The organism is Streptomyces sp. CNT360, from assembly GCF_000424785.1.
Genome location: NZ_KE384244.1, coordinates 22938 through 46539 on the forward strand (window position 1 = coordinate 22938; position 23602 = coordinate 46539).

At 71.9% G+C, this 23602-nt stretch carries 20 protein-coding genes; 11 read left to right on the forward strand and 9 right to left on the reverse strand.

Annotated features, from left to right (window positions below):
- Positions 1-120 precede the first annotated feature (120 nt).
- From H297_RS38785 to H297_RS0127790, 3 genes are all read left to right on the forward strand, one after another.
- Complete coding sequence (locus H297_RS38785; RefSeq protein ID WP_078514691.1) at positions 121-735, forward strand: cysteine dioxygenase; 615 nt, start codon at positions 121-123, stop codon at positions 733-735.
- Positions 736-821: 86 nt separating this feature from the next.
- Complete coding sequence (gene cofD / locus H297_RS0127785) at positions 822-1805, forward strand: 2-phospho-L-lactate transferase (protein WP_027739714.1); 984 nt, start codon at positions 822-824, stop codon at positions 1803-1805.
- Positions 1802-3250, forward strand: a complete 1449-nt coding sequence (locus tag H297_RS0127790) for a coenzyme F420-0:L-glutamate ligase (RefSeq protein ID WP_078514693.1) — start codon at positions 1802-1804, stop codon at positions 3248-3250. The genes cofD and H297_RS0127790 overlap by 4 nt, the downstream gene beginning before the upstream one ends.
- Before the next feature lie 55 nt (positions 3251-3305).
- Here H297_RS0127790 and H297_RS0127795 read toward each other — a convergent pair whose 3' ends face one another.
- The 3 genes from H297_RS0127795 to H297_RS0127805 all read right to left on the reverse strand — a co-directional run bounded on the left by H297_RS0127795 (position 3306) and on the right by H297_RS0127805 (position 7048).
- Positions 3306-4229, reverse strand: a complete 924-nt coding sequence (locus tag H297_RS0127795; RefSeq protein ID WP_027739716.1) for a DNA-3-methyladenine glycosylase — start codon at positions 4227-4229, stop codon at positions 3306-3308.
- 86 nt (positions 4230-4315) lie between these two features.
- The gene (gene manB, locus H297_RS0127800; protein ID WP_027739717.1) at positions 4316-5398 is read right to left on the reverse strand and encodes a mannose-1-phosphate guanylyltransferase; all 1083 of its coding nucleotides are present in this window, start codon (positions 5396-5398) and stop codon (positions 4316-4318) included.
- A gap of 174 nt (positions 5399-5572) precedes the next feature.
- On the reverse strand, positions 5573-7048 hold the full coding sequence (locus H297_RS0127805) for a peptidoglycan recognition protein family protein (protein ID WP_486589693.1): 1476 nt from the start codon (positions 7046-7048) through the stop codon (positions 5573-5575).
- Between the two features lie 60 nt (positions 7049-7108).
- Between H297_RS0127805 and H297_RS0127810 the strand changes: the two genes are divergently transcribed.
- From H297_RS0127810 to H297_RS0127825, 4 genes are all read left to right on the forward strand, one after another.
- Complete coding sequence (locus H297_RS0127810) at positions 7109-7867, forward strand: TIGR03089 family protein (RefSeq protein ID WP_027739719.1); 759 nt, start codon at positions 7109-7111, stop codon at positions 7865-7867.
- Between the two features lie 142 nt (positions 7868-8009).
- On the forward strand, positions 8010-9227 hold the full coding sequence (locus tag H297_RS0127815; protein ID WP_027739720.1) for an LCP family protein: 1218 nt from the start codon (positions 8010-8012) through the stop codon (positions 9225-9227).
- Positions 9228-9374: 147 nt separating this feature from the next.
- Positions 9375-11228, forward strand: a complete 1854-nt coding sequence (locus H297_RS0127820; protein WP_027739721.1) for an LCP family protein — start codon at positions 9375-9377, stop codon at positions 11226-11228.
- 70 nt (positions 11229-11298) lie between these two features.
- The gene (locus H297_RS0127825; protein ID WP_027739722.1) at positions 11299-13089 is read left to right on the forward strand and encodes an LCP family protein; all 1791 of its coding nucleotides are present in this window, start codon (positions 11299-11301) and stop codon (positions 13087-13089) included.
- 187 nt (positions 13090-13276) lie between these two features.
- On the opposite strand, the gene H297_RS0127830 is transcribed toward H297_RS0127825, so the two are convergent.
- Entirely contained in the window at positions 13277-14332 is a 1056-nt protein-coding gene (locus tag H297_RS0127830; protein WP_486589694.1) for a glycosyltransferase family 2 protein, read from the reverse strand.
- Positions 14333-14525: 193 nt separating this feature from the next.
- Here H297_RS0127830 and H297_RS0127835 point away from each other — a divergent pair, with 193 nt between their 5' ends.
- Positions 14526-15947: an LCP family protein gene (locus H297_RS0127835; RefSeq protein ID WP_027739724.1), complete on the forward strand. Its 1422-nt coding sequence runs from the start codon at positions 14526-14528 to the stop codon at positions 15945-15947.
- Between the two features lie 15 nt (positions 15948-15962).
- On the opposite strand, the gene H297_RS0127840 is transcribed toward H297_RS0127835, so the two are convergent.
- A complete protein-coding gene (locus H297_RS0127840) occupies positions 15963-16508 on the reverse strand; it encodes an acyl-CoA thioesterase (RefSeq protein WP_027739725.1) in 546 nt (181 codons plus the stop codon).
- Between the two features lie 129 nt (positions 16509-16637).
- On the opposite strand from H297_RS0127840, the gene H297_RS0127845 reads away from it, so the two are divergent.
- Positions 16638-17954 (forward strand): LCP family protein, encoded by a 1317-nt coding sequence (locus tag H297_RS0127845; RefSeq protein ID WP_027739726.1) that lies wholly within the window; start codon positions 16638-16640, stop codon positions 17952-17954.
- Between the two features lie 209 nt (positions 17955-18163).
- Here the strand turns inward: H297_RS0127845 and H297_RS0127850 are convergent, their stop codons facing one another.
- Complete coding sequence (locus H297_RS0127850; RefSeq protein WP_027739727.1) at positions 18164-18550, reverse strand: VOC family protein; 387 nt, start codon at positions 18548-18550, stop codon at positions 18164-18166.
- A 93-nt stretch (positions 18551-18643) separates the two neighbouring features.
- Between H297_RS0127850 and H297_RS0127855 the strand changes: the two genes are divergently transcribed.
- On the forward strand, positions 18644-19189 hold the full coding sequence (locus H297_RS0127855; RefSeq protein ID WP_027739728.1) for a CGNR zinc finger domain-containing protein: 546 nt from the start codon (positions 18644-18646) through the stop codon (positions 19187-19189).
- Positions 19190-20178: 989 nt separating this feature from the next.
- Here the strand turns inward: H297_RS0127855 and H297_RS0127860 are convergent.
- A complete protein-coding gene (locus tag H297_RS0127860; RefSeq protein ID WP_027739729.1) occupies positions 20179-21522 on the reverse strand; it encodes a UDP-glucose dehydrogenase family protein in 1344 nt (447 codons plus the stop codon).
- A 225-nt stretch (positions 21523-21747) separates the two neighbouring features.
- Here H297_RS0127860 and H297_RS0127865 point away from each other — a divergent pair, with 225 nt between their 5' ends.
- The gene (locus tag H297_RS0127865) at positions 21748-22875 is read left to right on the forward strand and encodes an acyl-CoA dehydrogenase family protein (RefSeq protein WP_051352269.1); all 1128 of its coding nucleotides are present in this window, start codon (positions 21748-21750) and stop codon (positions 22873-22875) included.
- 268 nt (positions 22876-23143) lie between these two features.
- Here H297_RS0127865 and H297_RS0127875 read toward each other — a convergent pair whose 3' ends face one another.
- Both H297_RS0127875 and H297_RS44625 read right to left on the reverse strand, forming a co-directional pair.
- On the reverse strand, positions 23144-23332 hold the full coding sequence (locus H297_RS0127875; protein WP_027739731.1) for a hypothetical protein: 189 nt from the start codon (positions 23330-23332) through the stop codon (positions 23144-23146).
- Positions 23333-23337: 5 nt separating this feature from the next.
- Positions 23338-23472: a hypothetical protein gene (locus H297_RS44625; protein ID WP_486589695.1), complete on the reverse strand. Its 135-nt coding sequence runs from the start codon at positions 23470-23472 to the stop codon at positions 23338-23340.
- Positions 23473-23602 lie beyond the last annotated feature (130 nt).

The following is a 23602-nucleotide window of genomic DNA, read 5'->3' on the forward strand; positions in this document are numbered from 1 at the left end:
CCGACCGCACCGGGCCCGTGGCTCCGGACCGGCCGGAGGTGTCACCCCCCGTCCCTCCGGTCCTCGGCGCCCCGCACACACCCGCCCCTGTCCAGCTCTCGCACGAAGGCACTGCCGCACGTGAACAGCGACGTCGAAATCGCGGGCGATCCGCTCGCCCTCCCGCACCTGCTCTCCCCCGCACCCGCGCACCCCGGCACCGTCGCCGGCTATGCCGGGCTGATCCGTGAACTGGCCACCGACCGCGCCGCGTGGGCGCCGCTGGTCCGCTACGACCCGACGCTGCGCTGGTACCACCGGCTGCGCACCGGCCCCGGCTACGAGGTGTGGCTGCTCAGCTGGCTGCCGGGGCAGGGCAGCGGGCGCCACGACCACGGGCGCTCGTTCGGCGTCTTCGGCGTGCTGGAGGGCCGGCTGACCGAACGCGGCACCGAGCGACGCCGTACCGGTACGCGTGACGCCGAGGAGCTCCGGACCGGGGAGCGCGACGGCCGGGCGTGCGTGCTCGGGCCGGGCGCGGTACGGGTCTTCGCACCCGGTTATGTGCACGAAGTGGTCAACGACTGCCTCGAACCGGTCGTCAGTGTGCACGTCTACGCGCCCGGGCTGACCGAGATGCCGCTGCACTGCTCCGCCGGCCCGGTGACCGCGGCGACCACGGACGACACCTCGAACGGACAGCCGGAACGCACGGCGCGGGCAGGGGGACCCGGCGCCCGGGACGCCCTGGCCTGACCCGCCGGGCCCTGGCGTCCGGGGCCGCGCGGATGTCCGGCCGGGCTGATGTCCGGGGCGGGCGCCGGGCTGCGAGACTGGTGCGCATGCAGCGCATTGTGGTTCTGGCCGGGGGCATCGGCGGTGCCCGCTTCCTGCGCGGACTCAGGTCCGCGGCTCCCGACGCGGAGATCACCGTCGTGGGCAACACCGGTGACGACATCCATCTGTTCGGGCTGAAGGTCTGCCCGGATCTCGACACCGTGATGTACACCCTGGGCGGCGGCATCAACGAGGAACAGGGGTGGGGGCGGGAAGCCGAGACGTTCACGGTGAAGGAGGAGCTGGCCGCCTACGGCGTGGGCCCGGAGTGGTTCGGGCTGGGCGACCGGGACTTCGCCACGCACATCGTGCGCACCCAGATGATCGCCGCGGGCTACCCGCTCAGCGCCGTCACCGAGGCCCTGTGCGCCCGCTGGCAGCCCGGCGTGCGGCTGCTGCCGATGACCGACGACCGGGTCGAGACCCACGTACTGATCGACGACCCCGACGCCGGCGCCGACAGCAGCGAGGGCGGCCGCAAGGCCGTGCACTTCCAGGAGTACTGGGTGCGGCTGCGCGCCTCCGTCGACGCACACGCCGTGGTGCCCGTCGGGGCCGACGCGGCCAAGCCCGCGCCCGGCGTGCTGGAGGCCATCGCCGAGTCCGACGTCGTTCTCTTCCCCCCGTCCAACCCGGTCGTCAGCGTCGGGACGATCCTGGCCGTGCCCGGTATCCGGGAGGCCATCGCGGACGCGGACGTGCCCGTCGTCGGCCTCTCCCCCATCGTGGGCGACGCGCCGGTGCGCGGGATGGCGGACAAGATGCTGTCCGCCGTGGGCGTGGAGACGACGGCGGCGGCCGTCGCGGCGCACTACGGCTCGGGCCTGCTGGACGGCTGGCTGGTGGACACCGCCGACGCCGGCACCGTGCGCAGCGTGGAGGACGCGGGCATCCGGTGCCGCGCGGTACCGCTGATGATGAGCGACGAGCAGGCCACCGCCGAGATGGCCCGCGAGGCCCTCCGGTTGGCCGAGGAGGTGCGGGCATGACGGCGACGCCCGCCACGAGCGCGGCCGGAAGCACCGCGGCGGGGGGCTCCGCCGCGACGGCGGCCACGGCTCCCGTCCTGGCGGGGGGCGCCCCCGAGTCGGCCGCGGCGCCCTCGTACGAGGTCTGGGCGCTGCCCGGCATCCCCGAAGTGCGGCCGGGCGACGACCTGGTCGCGCTGATCGGGCGGGCCGCGGACGCCGCCGGAGACGGGCGCGGGCTCGCGGACGGCGACGTGCTGGTCGTGACGTCGAAGATCGTCAGCAAGGCCGAAGGGCGCATCGTCGAGGCCGACGACCGCGAGGCCGCCATCGACGCCGAGACCGTCCGCGTCGTCGCCCGGCGCGGGCCCGCACGGATCGTGGAGTCCCGGCACGGCTTCGTGATGGCCGCCGCCGGGGTCGACGCCTCGAACACACCCAAGGGCACCGTCCTGTTGCTGCCGAAGGACCCCGACGCGGCCGCCCGGCAGGTACGGGAGGGGGTACGGGAGACGTTGGGAGTGACCGTGGGCGTCGTGGTCACCGACACCTTCGGCCGTCCCTGGCGCGAGGGGCAGACCGATGTGGCCGTCGGCGCCGCCGGAGTGCGCGTCCTGGACGACCTGCGGGGCGGCGTGGACATGTACGGCAACCCGTTGGGGGTGACCGTCACAGCCGTGGGGGACGAGCTCGCGGCGGCCGGGGAACTGGTCAAGGGGAAGGCGAGCGGGCTGCCCGTCGCCGTCGTGCGCGGCCTGGCCCAGCACGTGCTGCCCCCGTCCGGCGCGGACGGCGAAGCAGCGCGGGAGGCGGGTGCCCGCGCCCTGGTGCGGGACGCGGCCGCCGACATGTTCCGCCTCGGCACCTCGGAGGCCGTGCGGGAGGCGGTGGCCCTGCGGCGTACCGTGCGGGAGTTCACCTCCGACCCGGTCGACGGGCAGGCCGTGCGGCGTGCCGTCGCCGCCGCGGTGACCGCTCCCGCGCCGCACCACACCACCCCGTGGCGTTTCGTGCTGCTGGAGAGCGAGGAGTCCCGGCTGCGTCTGTTGGACGCCATGCGCGAGGCGTGGGTCGCCGACCTGCGCGGCGACGGCAAGAGCGAGGAGAGCATCGCCAAGCGGATCAGGCGCGGGGACGTGCTGCGCGACGCGCCGTACCTGGCCGTGCCGTGCCTGGTCATGGACGGCTCGCACACGTATCCGGACGAGCGGCGCAACGCCTCCGAGCGGGAGATGTTCGTGGTCGCGACCGGTGCGGGCATCCAGAACTTCCTCGTCGCCCTGGCCGGCGAACAACTGGGCTCGGCGTGGATCTCCTCCACCATGTTCTGCCGCGACGTGGTCCGCGACGTCCTCGACCTGCCCGCGCACTGGGACCCCATGGGCGCCGTCGCCATCGGTACCGCCGCCGCCCCGCCGCGGGAGCGGCCTGCGCGCACGGCGGAGGACTTCGTCGTGGAGAGGTGACCACACCACGGACGACACAGCCCCTGTCCGACGTTGCCGGGAGCGCCCGTCCCGGCTACAGCGGGGCGATGTTGCCCACCGGGAAACGGGGCTGACGGCGCGGCATACGCGGGCCGCCCAGCAGCACGAGGCGGGACGCGCGGTGCCGCTGCCCCTCGTAGGGGGCCAGCAGGGTGAGCATGCCCGCGTCGTCGGTGCCCCGCGCACCGGTCAGCGCGTACCCCACCAGACGCGGCAGGTGCAGGTCGCCGACCGTGACGGCGTCCGGCTCGCCGTTGGAGCGCTGCAACACCTCCGCGGCCGTCCAGGGGCCGATGCCGGGGATCGCCTGGAGCCGCACGAGGGCCTCGGCCAGCCCCATGCGTGCCGCCTCCTCCATGCGGCTCGCCCGTTGGAGGGCCCGCAGGATCGCGGCGGACCGCTTCTGGTCCACCCCGGCGCGGTGCCACTCCCAGGAGGGGATGCGCAGCCAGTCACGCGGATGGGGCATCACCCACAGGTTCGGGTGCGGCCCCGGTGCGGGCTCGCCGAACCGGCGGACCAGCAACCGCCAGGCGCGGTACGCCTCCTCGGCGGTGATCTTCTGCTCCAGCACGGAGGGGATCAGCGATTCGAGCACCCGTCCCGTGCGGACCAGCCGCAGCCCGGGGTGGCGGCGGTGCGCCTCGCGGGTGAGGTCGTGGTGCGGGACGAAGGCGTCCGGGTCGTCCTCGGCGCCGAGGAGCGCGGGCAGCCCGTCCAGCAGCCAGTCGGCGCCGGGTCCCCAGGCCTCGGCGTGCACCTCTCCGTGGCCGCCGCCGGGCCGCAGGGCAAGACGCAGCCCGGCCGGACCCTGCGGAGTGCGCGTCCCGCGCCAGATCGCGCCGCCGGTGCCGCCCTCGGTGCGGTACGTCGGGTCGTACGGACCGCGGCGCAGCACGCCCAGGCTGCCGTGCAGGTCGTACGGGCCCGGCGCGGCCCAGGAGCGGGTGAGTGACACGGGCAGCAAGCGTAAGGGCCCGCACCGACAGCGCCGGGTCCGGGCCCGGCGTCGCCACTCGCGGCCCGCGACGCCCTGGCCACCGGTTACCGGTCGGAGGAGAAGCGGACCGCGCCGGCCGGGATGCGGGCGTCGCACCAGACGCGGATGCCGCCGCGCAGCTCGTTGCCCTCACCGATGACGGCACCGTCACCGACGACGGCGCCGTCCAGCACGGTGTCGGCACCGATGCGGGCGCCCGCGCCGATCAGCGAGTCCCGGATACGGGCGCCGGGTGCCACCACGGCGCCGTCCAGCAGGGCACTGCCGTCGATCCGGGCGCCGGCCCCGACCTCGGCGCGTGCACCGGCCACCGAACCGCCGGTCAGTTTGGCGTCCCCGGCGACCTCGGCGCCGGCCAGTATCAGCCGCTCGCCGCAGCGTCCCGGCACGGCGGGCGAGGGGGCGCGGCCGAGCACCAGGTCGGCGGAGCCGCGGACGAAGGAGGCGGGGGTGCCCAGGTCGAGCCAGTAGGTGGAGTCGACCATGCCGTGCAGGTGGGCGCCGGCGGCGAGCAGTCCGGGGAAGGTCTCGCGTTCGACCGAGACGGGCCGTCCGTTGGGAATGGTGTCGATGACCGAGCGGGTGAAGACGTAGGCACCGGCGTTGATCTGGTCGGTGACGATCTCCTCGGGCGTCTGCGGCTTCTCCAGGAACGCCGCCACCCGCCCGGAGGCGTCGGTGGGGACGAGTCCGAAGGCGCGGGGGTCGGTCACCCGCGTCAGGTGCAGCGTCACATCGGCGCCGGCGTGGGTGTGCTGTGCCACCAGGGCGCGGATGTCGAGGCCGGAGAGGATGTCGCCGTTGAAGACGAGGACCGGCTCGTCGGGGCGGGAGTGGAGCCGGGAGGCGACGTTGCGGATGGCGCCGCCGGTGCCCAGCGGTTCCTCCTCGGTGACGTACTCCAGGTGCAGTCCGAGGTGGGAACCGTCGCCGAAGTGGGGCTCGAAGACCTCCGCGAGGTAGGAGGTGGCCATCACCACATGGTCGACGCCGGCCGCGCGGGCCCGGGCGAGCTGGTGGGTGAGGAAGGGCACGCCCGCGGCGGGGACCATCGGCTTGGGGGTGTTCACCGTGAGCGGACGCAGCCGGGTGCCCTTGCCCCCGACGAGGAGGATCGCCTCTGTCACCTGTCGTCCTGCTTCCTGCCGGGGTCCGCCGACCGCCCTTCCGTGCGGCCGGCGGACAGTTTATGCAGACGCGCTCCTCCGGCGGTCCGGCCCGGGGGCGCTACGTGATGTATGCCCGCAGGTGTCCCGGACCACCGTCGACGACGCCTGTCACCGGCGCTGGAAGCGGCCCGCTCAGCGGCCCTGGAGGCGGGCCGCAGCGGAGCGGATGGTGCCGAGCTTGCCGTACAGCCGGGCGCCCGGGCATTCGGTGACGAACCCGTCCTTGTGACCGGAGACGGTGTGCAGGTCGACCTTCTGTCCCTTCTTGAACTTCCCTCCGCCGGACGTCAGGTTCGCCATGCCGGCCGGATCGACGCCGTAGACGCCCAGCTTCCACGCGGTCAGCTTGGCGAGGGCGTCCAGAGCGGGCTTGGGCGGGTCCGTCTTGTCGAACGAACCGAGCACGGCGACGCCCATGCTGTCGGCGTTGAACCCGTACGTGTGCGCCCCCATCACGGGCTTGGACACACCACCGGCCCGGCCCTCGTAGACCGTTCCGCACTTGTCGACGAGGAAGTTGTAGCCGATGTCCCGCCACTTGCTGCTCTTGACGTGGTAGCGGTACATGCCGCGGATGATGGAGGGCGCCTGCTCGCAGCGGTAGTCGTTGGTCTCGGCGGTGTGGTGCACGAAGGCGGCCTTGACGGTCTTGGTGTAGGAGTAACCGGCCTCGCGCAGCTTCTCGTCCGCACCCCATCCCTTACGAGTGACGATGCTCGGGCGGGGGCCCACGTGCTGATCCGTCGTCGGGTACTCGGCCTGGGTGGCCTGCTTGGTGAGGGCGGGCAGCACGGTACCGCCGGCGGCCTGCTCGGTCTCCGCGGAGCCCGCACCCGCCTGTGCGTTGTCCCGGGCACCCGGCGCGGGCTTCCCCGAGGGAGCCGGTTCCTGCGCGGGCGGGGCGGAGTGCGCGGGAACGTCCTGCGGGGCACCCGTGGGCGCGGCGCTCCCCTCGTCCCCCGGCGCCTTCGAGGGGGCCGGCGCGCCCGGGGAGGACGGTTGTGCGGGGGAGGCCGGTGACTGCGAGGGGGCCGCGGCGTCCGGTTCGGGGCCCGGGTCCACCAGTTCGAGGTGCAGCCCCTGGGGCAGCGCGGAGCCCGACTGCCCGGCGTCCGGCAGCACGCGTGCCTCCACACCGTTGGAGGGGCCCGCCCACAGGGGCGCCGTCGCCCCGCGGGGGCGCTCCCCGGCCACGGCGTCGGGGACGTCACCGGGGTGCACGTCCAGCCGCTGCCACCCGGACCAGCGCCCGGTCTCCGCATGCCGGGTGCGGACCTGGATTCTTCCGTGCGGTTCCTGGTCCGCGCGGTCCCATACGACGCCGAGGAGCGAGTACGGGTGCACGGTGCGGGCGGCGATCCGCACCGCGGGGTCCGACCGGTCCGGCCCGCGCCGGTCCGCCGACGGCCCGGTCTGGTCGGCCTGTCCGGGGAAGGACAGCGACTGGGTGTGGCCGGGCAGCCGGTCCCCGGAGCCGCCGGCCGGCGAGGGCGGTGTCCGCGGCGCCGCGGCGGAGGCGAACGGAGCCAGCGACAGGAGCAGGGCGGCCGCACCGGCCGCGCCGAGCGAATGAGCACAATTGGCACGCATGCCTATGATCGTGCTCATATCCGATCATCGGTGTCCATCGACGCACCGCCAGCCGGACGCAGGCGTACGCTGACGCGGATGAACGCCACTGACCACACCCCGGCCGATCTGCTGCGTACCGCTCTGTCCGACGACCCGTCACGTCCCCTGGTGACCTTCTACGACGACGCCACGGGTGAGCGGGTCGAGCTGTCCGTGGCGACGTTCGAGAACTGGGTGGCCAAGACCGCCAACCTCCTCCAGGACGAGCTCTCGGCCGAGCCCGGCGACCGGCTCGCCCTGCTGCTGCCCGCCCACTGGCAGACGGCCGTGTGGCTGCTCGCCTGCTCCTCGGTGGGCGTGGTCGTCGATCTGGGCAACGGAAGCGCCGCCGGGGCGGACCTCGCGGTGTGCGGCCCGGACACGCTGGAGGCCGGGCGCACCTGTTCCGGTGAGCGGGTGGCACTCGCCCTGCGGCCGATGGGCGGGCGCTTCCCGCAGCCGCCGGAGGGCTTCATGGACTACGCCGTGGAGGTGCCGGGCCAGGGCGACCGGTTCGCCCCGTACGCGCCCGTCGACCCGGACGCACCGGCGCTGACGCTGCCCGACGGCAGTGAGCTGACGGGTGCGCAGGTGGTGGAGCGGGCGCGCCGGGACGCGGCGGCGCGTGCTCTGGGGGCCGGTTCGCGGCTGCTGTCCGCGCTGCCCTACGACGGCTGGGACGGCCTCAGCGCGGGGCTGTTCGCGCCGCTGGCGGCCGGGGGTGCGGTGGTGCTGGCACCGCGGCTGGGCATGCTGGACGCCGCCTCGCTCGACCAGCGCAAGGAGAACGAGCGCGTGACCCATACGGCCGGCTGACCGCCGCCGCCCCGGCGTCGCAGGTGTCGCTGCCGTCCCACGTACAACCCTGCGCGGGTTTCGCACGTCTGTCTTCATGACCGGCGGAGCCGTACGTGTGTGCGGCTGCCCCACACCGCCGCGACGCGAGGGATGACCAGCCGTGACCGAACCGGACACCGACGAGACCGATTTCGGCGCTCCGCCCACGGCTTCCGCCCGCCCCCGCCGCCGCGGGCTGCGCTGGGCGGCGCTCGGCGTCTCGGTCCTGGTCCTGGCCACCGCCGCCACCGGCTGGTCCCTCTACCGCAAGCTCGACGGCAACATCCGTACCGACTCGGGCACCGCGCAGGCGCTGGCCCCCTACGAGAAGGAGCGCCCGGAACCGGCGACGGGCACGGGTGAGGCGCGCAACATCCTGCTGCTGGGCTCCGACAACCGCGGGAACGGCAACGGCGCGTGGGGCAGGGATGCGGGCAGCCAGCGCTCGGACACGGCGATCCTGCTGCACCTGGCCGCCGGCCGGCAGAACGCGACGGCGATGTCGATACCCCGCGACCTGATGGTGGACATCCCCTCCTGCCGGCAGTCCGACGGCACCACGGCGCCGGCCCGGTTCGCGCAGTTCAACTGGGCGTTCCAGACCGGTGGCGCGGCGTGTGCGATCCGTACGGTGGAGAAGATGACCGAGGTGCGGATCGACCACCATCTGGTGGTGGATTTCCAAGGCTTCACCAAGCTGGTGGACGCGGTCGGCGGGGTGGAGGTGTGCTTGGCGCAGCCGGTGCACGACCGGGAGGCCAAGCTCGATCTGCCGGCAGGACGGCAGATGCTGGACGGAAAGGACGCGCTCGGTTACGTACGGGCCCGGCACGGTCTGGGTAACGGAAGTGACACGCAGCGTATGGAACGCCAGCAGCGTTTTCTGGGGTCGCTCGTGAAGAAGTTGCGCAGTGACGGTGTCTTGTTGAACCCGACCAGGGCCTATCCCGTATTGGATGCTGCGACCTCGTCGCTGACCGCGGATACCGGGCTCGATTCCCTCTCCGAACTGTACGAACTCGCGACCGGTGTACGGGATATCCCACAAGAGCAGATCCATTTTCTTACGGTGCCCCGACAACCGTACGAACCGGACATCAACCGCGATGCGTTGGTGCACCCGGCAGCCGACGAACTCTTCGCCGATCTGCGCGCGGACCGCCCGATACGCGTCGAGGACGGCGACAGCGGCCGGCAGGACGGCAAGCGCGGAGCCGGACAGGAAGACGGGCCGGATCCCGGGAAAGACAAGAACGGCGCGACGGAGGACGGGACCGAGAAGAGGGGTCAGCACTTTCGTGGGACAACGGCCGGCACCGACATCTGCACGAACGAATGAAGCTGGGAATGAGGCGAATTGACCGTTTCCGACCGCACGGAATTTGTCACCGGCGTCGCTAGCCGCCGAACCTGCCGGATAGTGTGAGCGCTCCGGCCGGCCCCGGGGCGGCATCAGCAGCCGGTTCTATGGAGGACTTACGCAATCGTGGACGCGCAAGGCCGTGGGCATGCGGGAGATGTCGATCCTGCTGATCAGTGGGTGTTCAACCCGAGCACCGGCAGCTACGAGCTGCGACTGAACCCCGTCGCCGACGACTCCCCGAGTCCGTACGGCGGCCGCCGCACCTCCGCTCCGCGTCAGAGAAGATCCTCCCCCGACGAGGAAGCCGCGACACCTTCCGCGGGCTCCGGTTCCGACTCCTCAGCCGCTTCCCCTTCCGGTACCGGCTCCCGCGCGCAGGGCCGCGCAGCCGCCCGGTCGGCGGGCCGCTCGGGGACCGCGGCGGGCGCCCGGCCCGGGTCGCGCGCCGCCCGGCGTGCCGAAGCCAAGCTGCCCGCCCAGCGGCGGGCCCGCGCCTCCGAGGGGTCCCCGGCCACCGACGGCAGGGGCAGCGGGGGCCACGGCCGCCGCAAGGCCAAGCGGCAACTCAGCAGGAAGCAGAAGACCCTGCGCATCGGCGGCGGGATCCTCGGCTTCGTCCTGGTGGCGAGCTGCGCCGGCGGCGCGTGGATGTACCAGCGGCTCAACGGCAACATCAACAAGGTCGACGTCGGCGAGGAGAACCCGGCGGTCAAGGACGGCCCGGTCAACATCCTCGTCATCGGTACCGACGCCCGCGAGGGCAAGGGCAACACCGGCTACGGCGACTCCGGCAGCGTCGGCCACGCGGACACCACGTTCCTCTTCCACGTCTCCAAGGACCGCTCCAACGCCACCGCGCTCTCCATCCCGCGCGACATGATCACCGACATCCCCACCTGCAAGACCAAGGGCGATGACGGCAGTTCCAAGGTCATCAATGGGGAGCAGAACGTCCGCTTCAACACCAGCCTCGGCCAGGAGGAGCGCGATCCGAGCTGCACCTGGAACACCGTGGAGGAGCTGACCGGCGTACAGATCGACCACTTCATGATGGCCGACTTCAACGCCATCAAGGAGCTGTCCAACGCGGTCAACGGCGTCGAGGTGTGCACCGCCAAGGACATAAACGACTCCAAGTCGCACCTGCGGCTGAAGGCGGGCAGGCACACCATCAAGGGGGAGCAGGCCCTCGCGTTCGTCCGTACCCGCCACTCGGTGGGCTTCGGCAGCGACCTGAGCCGGATCAAGCTGCAGCAGCAGTTCCTCAGCGCGATGATCCGCAAGATGAAGTCCGGTGACACCCTCACCAACCCCTCGAAGCTCTTCAAGCTGAGCGACGCGGCGACCAAGGCGCTGACGGTGGACACCGGCATCGGCAGCGTCAAGAAGCTGATGGCACTGGCCAACGACCTCAAGCGGGTCAACACCGACAACATCACCTTCGCCACCGTCCCGGTCGTGGACAACCCCGACGACCCGGCGACCGTCGTACTCGACCGGGCGAAGGCATCGCCGTTGTTCAAGATGGTCCAGCAGGACACGTCGCTGACCAAGACGAAGAAGTCGAAGAAGGAGAAGGAGAAGCCCAAGCCGAAGGCCGAGAAGGCGCCCGCCTCCCAGGTGGACGTCTCCGTCCGCAACGGCGGCGGCCCCGCGGGGGCCGCGGCGGGCACGGTGAAGTGGCTGACGGCTCACGGCACGGGCAAGGCCGCGTCCGGCGGGAACGCTCCGCACCTGGACAGGACCCGCCTGGAGTACACGGCCGCGCAGGAGGGCCAGGCGGTCCGGCTGGCGGACATGCTGAAGCTGCCGGGCTCGGCGCTGAAGAAGACCCAGGACACCGGTTCGGGGTCGAGCATGACGCTGACACTCGGCGGGGACTTCACCGAGCCCGGTAAAGCGCTCGGCACGCCCAGCAAGGCCCCCTCGGGGGTCGACAAGGTCAACGCCGGCGACAAGAACGTGTGTGCAAAGTGACGTCTACCCCTCCGGCACGTCCCGCCAGGCTGCCGGGGGATGCACGACCTGAAGACCCCGGGGAGGTCCCGTGCGGCAGTACAGCACCGACGGCGGCGGAGGAGCGCGAAGCAGCCCTCCGACCGCTGCCGACCGCGGATGGGACGAAAGCCTGTACGAGGGTCACCCCGCGGGCAGCGGCGTCCCGGACGGCCAGGCCGCGCGGCGCGCGGGGCAGGCCGCAAGCGGCCGGGCCGCCGGTGCCGCGTCCGGATCCCGGGCGGACGCCGCGCGGGAGCGCGGCAGGGGCCGACGGCGCAGGCAGAGCGGGGAGGGCGGACACCGCGCCGGCGGCGGCAGGTCTTCGGCCGACGGTGGCCGTCCCCGGCGCGGGCGGCGGGTGCTGCGCTGGTCTGCGGCGGTGCTGGCGCTGCTCATACTCGCCGTCGCGGGCGGGGGCTACCTGTACTACCAGCACCTCAACGGGAACCTCGGCAAGGACGACCTGAACCTCGGCGACAGCAAGCTGGACAAGGCCGACCCCAACGCGGCGGGCCAGACCCCGATGAACATCCTGCTGCTGGGTTCCGACTCGCGGGCCTCCAAGGAGAACGTGCGGCTCGGCGGTTCCGGCGCGGACCGGGACCGGCCGCCGCTGGCCGACGTACAGATGCTGGTGCATGTCTCGGCGGACCGCAGCAACATGTCGGTGGTCTCCGTGCCGCGCGACACCCGCACCACCATCCCCAAGTGCACCGACCCCGACGGCGGGCAGGTGTATCCGAAGACCGTCGACAAGATCAACACCAGCCTCCAGCACGGCGGGCCGGGCTGCACCGTGGCGACCTGGGAGGAGATGACGGGCGTCCCGGTCGACCACTTCATGATGATCGACTTCGCGGGTGTGGTCTCCATGGCCGACGCGGTGGGCGGTGTCCCGGTCTGCGTCGACAAGAACGTCTCCGACCCGAAGTCCCACCTGAAGCTCAAGAAGGGCAGCTCCGTCGTCAAGGGCGAGCAGGCGCTGCACTGGCTGCGCACCCGGCACGGCTTCGGGGACGGCACCGACATAGGGCGTGCCAAGGCGCAGCACATGTACATGAACGCGATGGTCAGGCAGCTCAAGGCGGGCACCAAGCTCACCGACCCGGGCAAGCTGCGCGGCCTGGCGGAGGCGGCGACCAACGCGCTGACCGTCGACAAGGAGATCGGCACCGTCAAGAAGCTCTACGACCTGGGCAACGACCTCAAGCGCGTACCGACCAAGCGGATCACCATGGCGACCATGCCGTGGGAGTACGGGCCGGGCGGCTCCTATGTGGTGCCCAAGGAGGGCGACTCGGACAAGGTCTTCTCCCTCGTCCGCAACGACGTGGCGCTCGACGGCAAGGACAAGAAGAAGGCTCAGGACGACAAGTCGGCCCAGCCGACCAAGCCCTCGCAGCCCAAGGACCAGCTCCCCGTCGACGTGATGAACGGCACCGGCACCCAGCTCCAGCCGCCGGTGTCGGGCCGGGCCGGCGCCGTCGCGAGCGAACTGACCCGCAAGGGCTTCAGCCAGGCGGAGGCCGACCAGACGCCCCAGTCGCAGGCGGACACCACCATCCGGTACGCGCAGGCCGAGCAGCGGGGTGACGCCCTGGCGGTCGCCAAGGCGCTCGGCCTGCCGGAGCGGCTGGTCAAGCACTCCTCCGGCGTGCAGAAGGTCACCCTGGTCGTCGGCGCGGACTGGCGCGAGGGAACCTCCTACCCGCAGGGCGAGGGGGGCACCTCGGGCGGTGGGGACGACAAGGACGACCAGAAGGCACCGGACAGCGCGGACGCCCTGCGCGGTGACGACAAGAAGGCGTGCATGGAGGTCAACCCGGCCTACACCTGGTGACGGCGCCGCCGGCGGTCGCGCCGGGACGGCACAGGCCCACAGGTAAGGGGCGCCCTCCTGGGAGGGCGCCCCTTACTCAGCGGCTGGTGCGGCCTTGCGGGCGCCGCGGCCCTGCGCCGGATACGACCCTGCGTCGGATACGGCTGTGCTGCGGATGCGCGGCTGACGTGCGCGGCCGGTGCGGCTCCTACTGGGTGGCCAGGACCGGCTCGCGGCGGCTGGCGATGACCTTGCGGGCCAGCTTCTTCGGGCTCGTCAGGAAGCCCCAGCCCCAGGACATGTGCATGGTGGCCAGCGCCACCGGGATCCGGGCACGCGCCGCGAGGGACATTCCCTTGCCCGCGGGCAGCGAACCGGCGACGATCGCCGCCAGGTAGCCGCCCGGCACCACCAGCGCCCACGGGGTGACGGCGGCACCCACGACCAGACCTGCCGCGATCGCGCACACCGCGACCGGGGGCGCCAGGTAGCGCAGGTTGATGGAGCCCGAGTGGTAGCGCGAGACCACGTGCCGCCAACGGCCGTAGTTGCGGTACTGCTTGGCCAGCTCCCGCACGCTGGGCCGCGGCCGGTAGGAGACCCGCAGCTCGGGGGAGAACCAGACCAGCCCGCCCGCCTCCCGGATGCGGTAGTTGAGCTCCCAGTCCTGGGCGCGGATGAACTCCTCGTTGTAGCCGCCCTGCTGCTCCAGGACCTCGCGGCGGAAGACGCCCAGGTAGACCGTCTCGGCCTCGCCCGCGGCGCCGCCGGTGTGGAAGACGGCGTTGCCCACACCGATCTTCGAGGTCATCGCGGCGGCGACGGCCTCCTCCCAGGCGTTCTCCCCCTCGGCGTGCATGACCCCGCCGACGTTGGCCGCGCCCGTCTCCTCCAGCAGCCGCACCGCGGTGGCGATGTAGTCAGCGGAGAGCATGCCGTGCCCGTCCACCCGGACGACCACCGGATGCCGGGACGCGGCGATGGCGGCGTTCAGCCCGGCCGGGGTGCGCCCTGTCGGGTTGGGCACGGTGCGTACGCGGGCGTCCTCGGCGGTCAGTCCGGCGGCGATCTCGTCCGTGCGGTCCGTCGAGGGACCCAGGGCGATGACGACCTCCAGCTCCCCGTCGTACCGCTGCTCCAGGATGTGCTGAACGGAGCTGCGCAGATGCCGCTCCTCGTTGAGCACCGGCATGATCACGGAGACGGGGCGGGGGGTCGCGTCCGCCGAGGATTCCGGGGGGAAACGTGGGTTCTGGCGAGTCACGCCGCTCACGTTACCGCGATCGGGGGAACGCTTCGCACGCCCGCGCCCCTGTGGCCGCCCAGGGCCGTCCAGGACGGCGTGTTCGCACGATCCGGAGATCGTACCGGCATACAGTGTGGGCACTCTCCGCTGTCACATTGTCACCCAATGTACCGCTTCTGTTCGTTCTCTCTTTGCGGAAGGTGGCCACCCGTTGCCTCGACGCGCCCCCTCCCCCGGCCCGAGCCGCCCCAGATGGGGCCTGCGGATCGCCACCGGCACCTCCGTACTGCTACTGGCCGCCGGTGGCGTCGGCCACGCCATGGTGACGGGGCTCAGCGCGGACGTCCGCAGGGTCGACCCCTTCCACGGGCTCACCGACCGACCCAAGGACGACAACGGCGTCAACTTCCTCGTCGTCGGCACCGACCGCCGCGAGGGGCTGTCCAAGGAGCAGAAGAAGCGCTACAACCTGGGCGGCTCCGCCTGCGACTGCACGGACACGATGCTGCTCGTCCACCTCTCCGGCAAGCGCGACCGCGCCAGCGTCGTCAGCCTGCCGCGCGACACCTACACCAAGCTGCCGCCCCACACCGACCGCGCGACCGGCAAACGCGTCGCCGCCCAGCCGGCCAAGCTCAACTCCGCGTACACCGCCGGTGGCCCCTCACTGACCGTGCGGACCGTGGAACAGCTGACCGACGTGCACGTCGACCACTACCTGGAGGTCGACTTCACCAGCTTCATGAACACCGTCGACGTCCTGGGCGGCGTTCCCGTCTGCACCGAGAAGCCGCTCCGCGACCGCTACTCCGGTCTCGACCTGCCCAAGGGCACCACCAAGCTCAACGGCGGCCAGGCCCTCCAGTACGTGCGGGCCCGCCACCTGGACGGCGGCTCCGACCTCAGCCGGATGAAACGGCAGCAGCGCTTCCTCGCCTCCGTGATCTCCCGGGCCACCGACACCGGGGTGCTGATGAACCCGGTCCGCTTCAACAAGGTCGCCTCCGCGCTGCTGAAGTCCGTCCGCGCCGACAACGGCTTCGGCACCGAACAGATGATGGCGCTCGGCCGGGCCATGCGGGGATTCCAACCGGCCTCCTCCGAGTTCACCTCCGTGCCGCTGGCCGACACCGACCGCCAGGTGCCCGCACTCGGCTCCACCGTCACCTGGAACGAGGCCGAGGCCGGCAAGCTGTTCGCGGCACTGCGCGCGGACCGGCCGCTGTCCCGGCCCGCGAAACCCGCAGCTCCTGGCGGCCCGCCCCAGGTGGAGGTCGCCCCGCGCTCCATCCGCGTCGAGGTGGCCAACGCCACCGGCAAGCAGGGGCTCGGCGGCCGCGTCGACCGTGAGCTGCACGACCAGGGCTTCGCCACCAGCGGCACGCCCTCCAACGCCCCCCGCACGGCGGACGGGCGCACCACCCTCGGCTACGACCCGGGGTGGGACCGCTCCGCCCGGTCCCTGGCCGCCGCCCTGCCCGGCGCGAAGCTGGTGAAGACACCGCACCAGGGCCCCCGGATGAAGGTCACCGTCGGCGACCCGGACCAGCGGGTGCGCAAGATCCGCCCGCCCGACCCGCACAGCACCCCCACCCAGGCCCCGATGCGCGGCGACGAGGTGGACTGCGGCTGAGTCGGCCGCCGCTCGCTACCGCGCGGACGGCGCCGCGCGGCTCGCCCGCAGGTCCTTGATCGCGCGGCGCCGGGCCAGCCGGTGCGTACGGCGGATCTGTGCCTCCTGGTAGCGGCGCCGGTCCTGGTCCGTCTCCGGGAGCACCGGCGGTACCGACCGCGGCTTGCCGTGCTCGTCGATCGCGGTGAACACCAGGTAGGCCGAACCGACCTGGGAGGCCGGGGTCGACTCGTTCCAGCGCTCGGCCAGCACCCGTACACCGACCTCCATCGACGTCCGGCCCGTCCAGTTGACCTGCGCCTTCACATGGACCAGGTCGCCCACCCTGACCGGCTCCAGGAAGACCATCTCGTCCATGGAGGCGGTCACCGCGGGTCCCGCCGAGTGACGCCCGGCGACGGCACCGGCGGCGTCGTCGGCCAGCTTCATGATCACACCACCGTGCACGGTCCCGTACAGATTGGTCTCGCTCCCCGTCATGATGTGGGAGAGGGTCGTACGGGAGGCGGACGTCGGCTTGCCCGGAAGCTCGCTGTGCGCCGTATGCGCCTGGTCGGTCATGCCTCCACCCTATGCGGCCGCACACAGTCCGCCCGAAGCCCTGCATAATGCATCAGAACTGCTACAGGACGACCCCGAAGTGGTACCCGCCCTGTGTTGCGCCGACCGGGTGCAGGCACACTTCGAGGCATGAATCAGTGGCCCGACGGTTGGACCGACAGCTCCCGGGGCCGGGAGGGTCGTGGCCGCGATGCGGCCCGCCCCGACCCCACGCGTGCCATGCCCCACACATCGGCACCCGGCGTCCCGCCGCAGACCCGGGGCCCGGGCCAGGGTTCGCACCAGGGACAGACCTACGACAGCGGATACGACGGCGGCCGCTACGGCCAGGGGTACGACGCCGGCTACGGCGGCGGAAACCAGCCGCCGCCCGGTTACGACTCCGGCTACAGCGAAGGCCAGGTCTACGGCGGGAGCGGCGGTGGCGACCGCGGCGGCCCCCCTGCCGGCCGCCCGCGCCCCGACTGGCGGCGCCGCTTCAAATGGGGCGTGCTCACCCTCGTCGTCGTCGTGCTCGCCTGGTCGATCGGCACCTACTTCTGGGCCGACTCCAAGCTCCGCCGCGAAGTGGACCTCAGCATCGTCCAGAACCGCCCCGAGTCCGGAGACGGCACCAACTACCTGATCGTCGGCTCCGACAGCCGCGAGGGCATGACCTCCGAGGACCGCAACCGGCTCCACACCGGCGGCCCCACCGACCAGGGCAGGACCGACTCGATCATGATCCTGCACGTCGGCAGCGACGGGAACACCATGGTCTCGCTGCCGCGCGACTCGGACGTCGAGGTGCCCTCCTACACCGGCTCCGACTCCGGCAAGAACTATCCGGCCCAGGGCCGCCACACCAAGATCAACGCGACCTACGCGGAGGACGGGCCCCCGCTCCTGGTGCGCACCGTCGAGCACAACACCGGACTGAAGATCGACCACTACGCGGAGATCGGCTTCGGCGGCTTCGCGAACATCGTCGACTCGGTCGGTGGCGTGGAGATGGACATCCCCCGCGACATCCACGACGACAAGTCCGGCGCCGACTTCAAGAAGGGCAAGCAGACCCTCGACGGGAAGCAGGCCCTCGCCTTCGTCCGCACCCGCTACGCGCTGCCCGGCAGCGACCTCGACCGCACCAAGAACCAGCAGAAGTTCCTCTCCGCGCTGGCCAACCAGGTCGCCACCCCCGGCACCGTCCTCAACCCCTTCAAGCTCTACCCGACCATGGGCGCCGGCCTCGACACCCTCAAGGTCGACAAGGACATGAGCCTGTGGAACGTCGCCTCGATGTTCTGGGCCATGAAGAGCGTCTCCGGTGGTGACGGCAAGTCCATGAACATGCCCATCTCCGGCAATGCGCCCAACGGGAACCTCCAGTGGGACAAGGGGAAGGTCAAGCAGCTCGTGCAGCAGCTCAACAACGACGAGAAGGTGACCGTCACCTCCGACCGCTGACGCGGACGCGGGCTCGCAACCGTCGCCCGCACCCCCCGCGCCGCCGCACCACCACCTGTGGCCGGGCCCCTTTGTCGGGCCCGGCCACAGGTGTGTACGGGGGCGTGCGGGCACGCGGCGGTGCGGCGGCTGCGGGACTCGCGGCTGGTCAGCGGCCGACGAGGCGGAGGCGGCGGGTCAGCGGCCGGCCGGTACTGGTGGGGGATTCCTCAGCGGTCGGCCAGGCAGAGGCAGAACGGGTGGCCGGCCGGATCCAGGTAGACGCGGAAACCGCGCGTTCCACCACCGTCGTCCTGGAGCAGCCGGGCACCCAGCGCCAGCACCTCGCGCTCCGCCTCCTCGATCCGCGACGACGGTACGTCCAGATCGAGGTGAAGCTGCTGCGAATGCCCCCCGCTCGGCCATTCCGGCGGCACGAGACCCGGCGCCTCCTGGAAGGCCAGCCGCCTGCGGCCGTGCTCGTCGGCCACCTCCGTCCAGGCGCTGTCGCTCCGCGACTCGTCCACCCGCCAGCCCAGAACCCCGGCGTAGAACTCCGCGAGACGCCGGGTGTCCGGGCAGTCCAGGACGGTGACGCCCATCGTGGGGACGGCCATCGTGCCTCCTCTCGTCGCGTTACCGCTACAACGCGGCAACGGGTAACACGGTCGGTTACCACATCATGGGGCGACGCCGGTAACGTGGCAAGAGTGGGAGACAGACAGGCGCCGGAATCCCTCCGACTGGCACAGCAGTTGGCCAACACGCTGGACATCGCGGCGGGAAGCGATCACCTGTCGACGGCCGACGGCCTCGCGGCATTCACCCAGGCGCACGCGTTGACGCCCCTTCGGCTCGGCACGCACGACCTTCCCGGGCTCCGCGAACTGCGCGAGGCACTGCGGGCTGCCTGTCTCGCCCACACGGGGGCCTCCGTGCCCCCGGAAACCGCCACCGTGCTCGAACGGCACCTGCGCGAAGCACCGCTCGCCCTGTGGATCGGCTCCCACGGCGAGGCCCGGCTCCACCCCGCAGCCGGACTCACCGGGCTCCCCGCCCTCACCGCACAACTCGCCGCGGGGGTCGCCACCGCGGCCGGTGACGGGACGTGGGCGCGGCTCAAGGCGTGCGACGCGCACGACTGCCGCTGGGTGTACTACGACCGCAGCCCCGCGGGGCACAGCCGGTGGTGCAGCATGGCCGGGTGCGGGAGTCGGGCCAAGATGCGGGCCTATCGAGCGCGGCGCGCTCGATAGGTCTTGCAGGGGGTCGCCCACCCGCCCGCCCGGCACTCCGCAACCGGGGGTTGCGGCCCGTGGCCGAGCCCGTTCCTCCGGTGCGGCCTGTCGCCCCGTTCCCTCTTCCCCGCCCACCCGCCCCCGGGCCCGCGCTTCCGGCTCGCACGCATCGCCCACCATCGCCGCCTCACGGGTGCGGGGTGGGACCGCACAGGGGCCGCCCCCACCGGTTGGGGCCGGCGCTTCTTTCGTCCGGGCTCGCAATTGTCGTGACGGCGAGTCAGGTGGTGCGGGCGGGTGATGACCGGCTTGGTCCCCGACCGCACGCGAGGGAACAGAGCCCGACCGGGGCCTGAACCTGACGCCGCGGACCAGCGGTCGGGCGGGAGGGGCCACAGGGATCCGGCTCCGTCTCCACTCCAGGCGCCGCCCGTCACAGTCCTGAGCGAGGGCTCAGGTTCGTCGTCGCGGAACGCCGGGTGGGTGGGGCGTACGGGCCGCGCCCGCAGACAGGGACACACCTCGCCCTTCGGCGCGGGGCCCGTCGTGGAGCACCGGGAGGGCGGGTAGGGGTGTGCGTGCGGCCGATCACACATCGGCCGCGAACGGGGACGCCGACCCTGCCACGGGGCCCGGCGCCCTTGCCACGGAACGCTGGGTGGGTGGGCTGATGGGCCTGCGGGCGACCAGCCACACACCAGCCGCCGACACGGACACCGGCTCCGCCCGGGTCCACCACCGGCGGTGCGGGGTCACGGGCGAGCGGGGCATACGGCGACCAGCCACACGCGAGGGCATCCGCCCCTGCCCCCGTGCCATACCTCGGCAACGGCGGGGGTACGGGCGGGCGGTGGTGACAGCCGTGGCGCCAGGGCACGGGCCCCGCCTCGGACCCGGCGGCGCGGGGCACGGGCGGGTGGGTGGGTGACGGCGCAAGCGCCAAGACGCGCCCCGGGGCCGTACCCGGCAGTGCGGGGTGACGGGCGGGTGGGGACAGGAGGGGGCCGTTACAGCGTGGGGCGGCCCAGGGCGCGGAACGTCCAGCCGGACTTCCGCCACAGGGCGGGGTCCAGGGTGTTGCGGCCGTCGAGAAGGTGGCGGGCGGCGACGACGTCGCCCAGCGCCGCCGGGTCGAGCTCCTTGAACTCGGACCATTCGGTGAGGTGGAGGACGACGTCGGCGCCGCGGGCGGCGTCCCGCGCCGTGGCGGCGTAGCCGAGGGTGGGGAAGACGGCCCGCGCGTTGTCCATGCCCTTCGGGTCGTAGACCGTCACCTGCGCGCCCTGGAGGTGGAGCTGGCCGGCGACGTTGAGCGCGGGCGAGTCCCGTACGTCGTCGGAGTCGGGCTTGAAGGTGGCGCCGAGGACCGCGATCCGCTTGCCGAGCAGGGCGCCGCCGAGCGCCTCGCGGGCGAGCTCGACCATCTGGGCGCGGCGCCGCATGTTGATGGAGTCGACCTCGCGCAGGAAGGCGAGCGCCTCGGAGGCGCCGAGTTCACCGGCGCGGGCCATGAAGGCGCGGATGTCCTTGGGCAGGCAGCCACCGCCGAAGCCGATGCCGGCGCGGAGGAACTTGCGGCCGATGCGGTCGTCGTAGCCGATGGCTTCGGCGAGTTTGACGACGTCGCCGTCGGCCGCCTCGCAGACCTCGGCCATGGCGTTGATGAAGGAGATCTTCGTGGCGAGGAAGGAGTTGGCCGCGGTCTTGACCAGTTCGGAGGTGGGGTAGTCGGTGACGAGGAAGGGGGTGCCTTCCGCGATCGGCGCGGCGTAGACCTGCCGCAGGAGTGCCTCGCCGCGGGGTCCGCCGACGCCGACGACGAGCCGGTCGGGGTGGAGGGTGTCCTTGACGGCGAAGCCCTCGCGCAGGAACTCGGGGTTCCAGGCGAGCTCGGCGTCCTGCCCGGCGGGGGCGAGCTCGGCGATGCGGGCGGCGAGGCGGGCGGCGCTGCCGACGGGCACGGTGGACTTGCCGACCACGAGAGCGGGCCCGTGCAGGTGGGGGGCGAGGGAGTCGACGGCGCGGTCGAGGTAGCTCATGTCGCAGCCGTACTCGCCGTGCTTCTGCGGGGTGTTGATGCACAGGAAGTGGACGTCGCCCCAGGCGCCGATCTCCTCCCAGGAGTCGGTGAAGCGCAGTCGGCCGCTGGAGCCTTCGACGCCGGCGACGTGGGCGCGCAGCAGGTCTTCCAGGCCGGGCTCGAACATGGGAGCCTGCCCCTGTTCGAGTTTGCGGATCTTCTCGGGGACGACGTCCAGTCCCAGTACCTCGAAGCCCAGCTCAGCCATGGCGGCCGCGTGAGTGGCGCCGAGATAGCCGAGACCGATCACGGTGATCTTGGGCGAGGCCATAGGGATGCTCCTTGTGACGGCAGAACGCTGCCCGCGAGCATAACGGGGCCCTGCCTGTCGTGAACCTCACGTACCCCGGCAGCGGGCGGGGCCACTAAAATCGGGGTTACTTAACGGTAATTAGCTGGTCCGCGATCCGGGCAGGCTCTCACAGGCAGGCCCTCGAAGGAGTGAGACACCTTGGCGTCTGAATTCGACCTCTACCGGCCGCTGGAGGAGCACGAGATGCTCCGCGACTCGGTGCGCGCGCTCGCCGAGGCGAAGATCGCCCCGCACGCCGCGGAGGTGGACGAGGAGGCCCGGTTCCCGCAGGAGGCCCTCGACGCGCTGGTCGCCAACGACCTGCACGCGGTCCACGTGCCGGAGGCGTACGGGGGTGCGGGTGCGGACGCGCTGGCCACCGTCATCGTCATCGAGGAGGTCGCCCGCGTATGCGCCTCCTCCTCCCTCATCCCGGCCGTCAACAAGCTCGGCTCGCTGCCGGTGGTCCTCGCGGGGTCGGAGGAGCTCAAGAAGCGGTACCTGACGCCGATGGCCAAGGGCGAGGCGATGTTCTCGTACTGCCTGAGCGAGCCGGACGCCGGTTCGGACGCGGGCGGCATGAAGACGAAGGCCGTGCGGGACGGCGACGACTGGGTGCTCAACGGCGTCAAGCGCTGGATCACCAACGCGGGGGTCTCCGACTACTACACGGTGATGGCGGTCACCGACCCCGACAAGCGCACCAAGGGCATCTCCGCGTTCGTGGTGGAGAAGGGCGACGCGGGTGTCTCCTTCGGCGCCCCGGAGAAGAAGCTGGGCATCAAGGGGTCGCCGACGCGCGAGGTCTACCTCGACAACGTGCGCATCCCGGCGGACCGGATGATCGGCGCGGAGGGCACCGGGTTCGCCACCGCGATGAAGACGCTGGACCACACCCGCATCACCATCGCCGCCCAGGCACTGGGCATCGCGCAGGGCGCCCTGGACTACGCGAAGGGATACGTGACCGAGCGCAAGCAGTTCGGCAAGCCCGTCGGGGACTTCCAGGGTGTGCAGTTCATGCTGGCCGACATGGGGATGAAGCTGGAGGCGGCGCGGCAGCTCACCTATGCGGCGGCCGCGCGTTCCGAGCGTGTCCACGAGGGCAGCGACGGCGCGAAGGAGAGCCTGACCTTCTTCGGTGCCGCCGCCAAGTGCTACGCCTCCGACGCGGCCATGGAGATCACCACGGACGCGGTGCAGTTGCTGGGCGGCTACGGCTACACCCGTGACTACCCCGTCGAGCGGATGATGCGGGACGCGAAGATCACGCAGATTTATGAGGGCACGAATCAGGTGCAGCGGATCGTGATGGCGCGGAACCTGCCGTAGCTGGGTTTCAGAGTCGAGGGAAGTCGAGGGAAACCGTCACGGAGCCGATGCCGGCCAAGCCGGAGCATCACGTGAACCGGGCCACGGCCGTGCAGATGGCCACCTACCGCACGGCCACCACACAGGCCCCGGAGCCTGCCCCCGAACCGAAGCGCCCGGAACCGCTGGCGGGCAATCCCTCCCGCGCCCTACTCTGAGCTTTCGCAGCGAACAACAGAACGCCCCCGCCAGTCGGCGGGGGCGTTCTGTTGACTTGCCGAGTGACGACTCAGACGGGGCTGACCCCGGCCTGGGTCTTGATGGTGTCCACGGCTTCCTCAGTGAGCCAGCGAAGGGGGACGACAGTCCACTTTTCGCTTCGGCGCATGACCACGGCGTTACCGTCCCTGGTGCGCCCGACGTGGATGAATCCATGATCACGCCGCAGGTCCTTCGCCAGGTTCTCGCCATGGATCACGGGCGCTACTTCCCTTCGCGGTCCTCGTCATCACCCATGCTGCTGTGCACGTCCCCGTTCTGGGACACACGGGTATCGGGATCAGTCGCCTGATCCTGGTTGGCATGCGGGTCCCAGTCGTCCTCGTCCTTCTTACCCATTCTCGCCCGTTCCTTCCTCTCGAACGCCGAACACCCCGGAGAGGTTGACCCCGGACCGTGGTGCACCCCGCCCCGCCCGCTCGACCTGTCCGAGGTTTTTCACCACCAGGACGGGAGTCGGAGTGCTTCG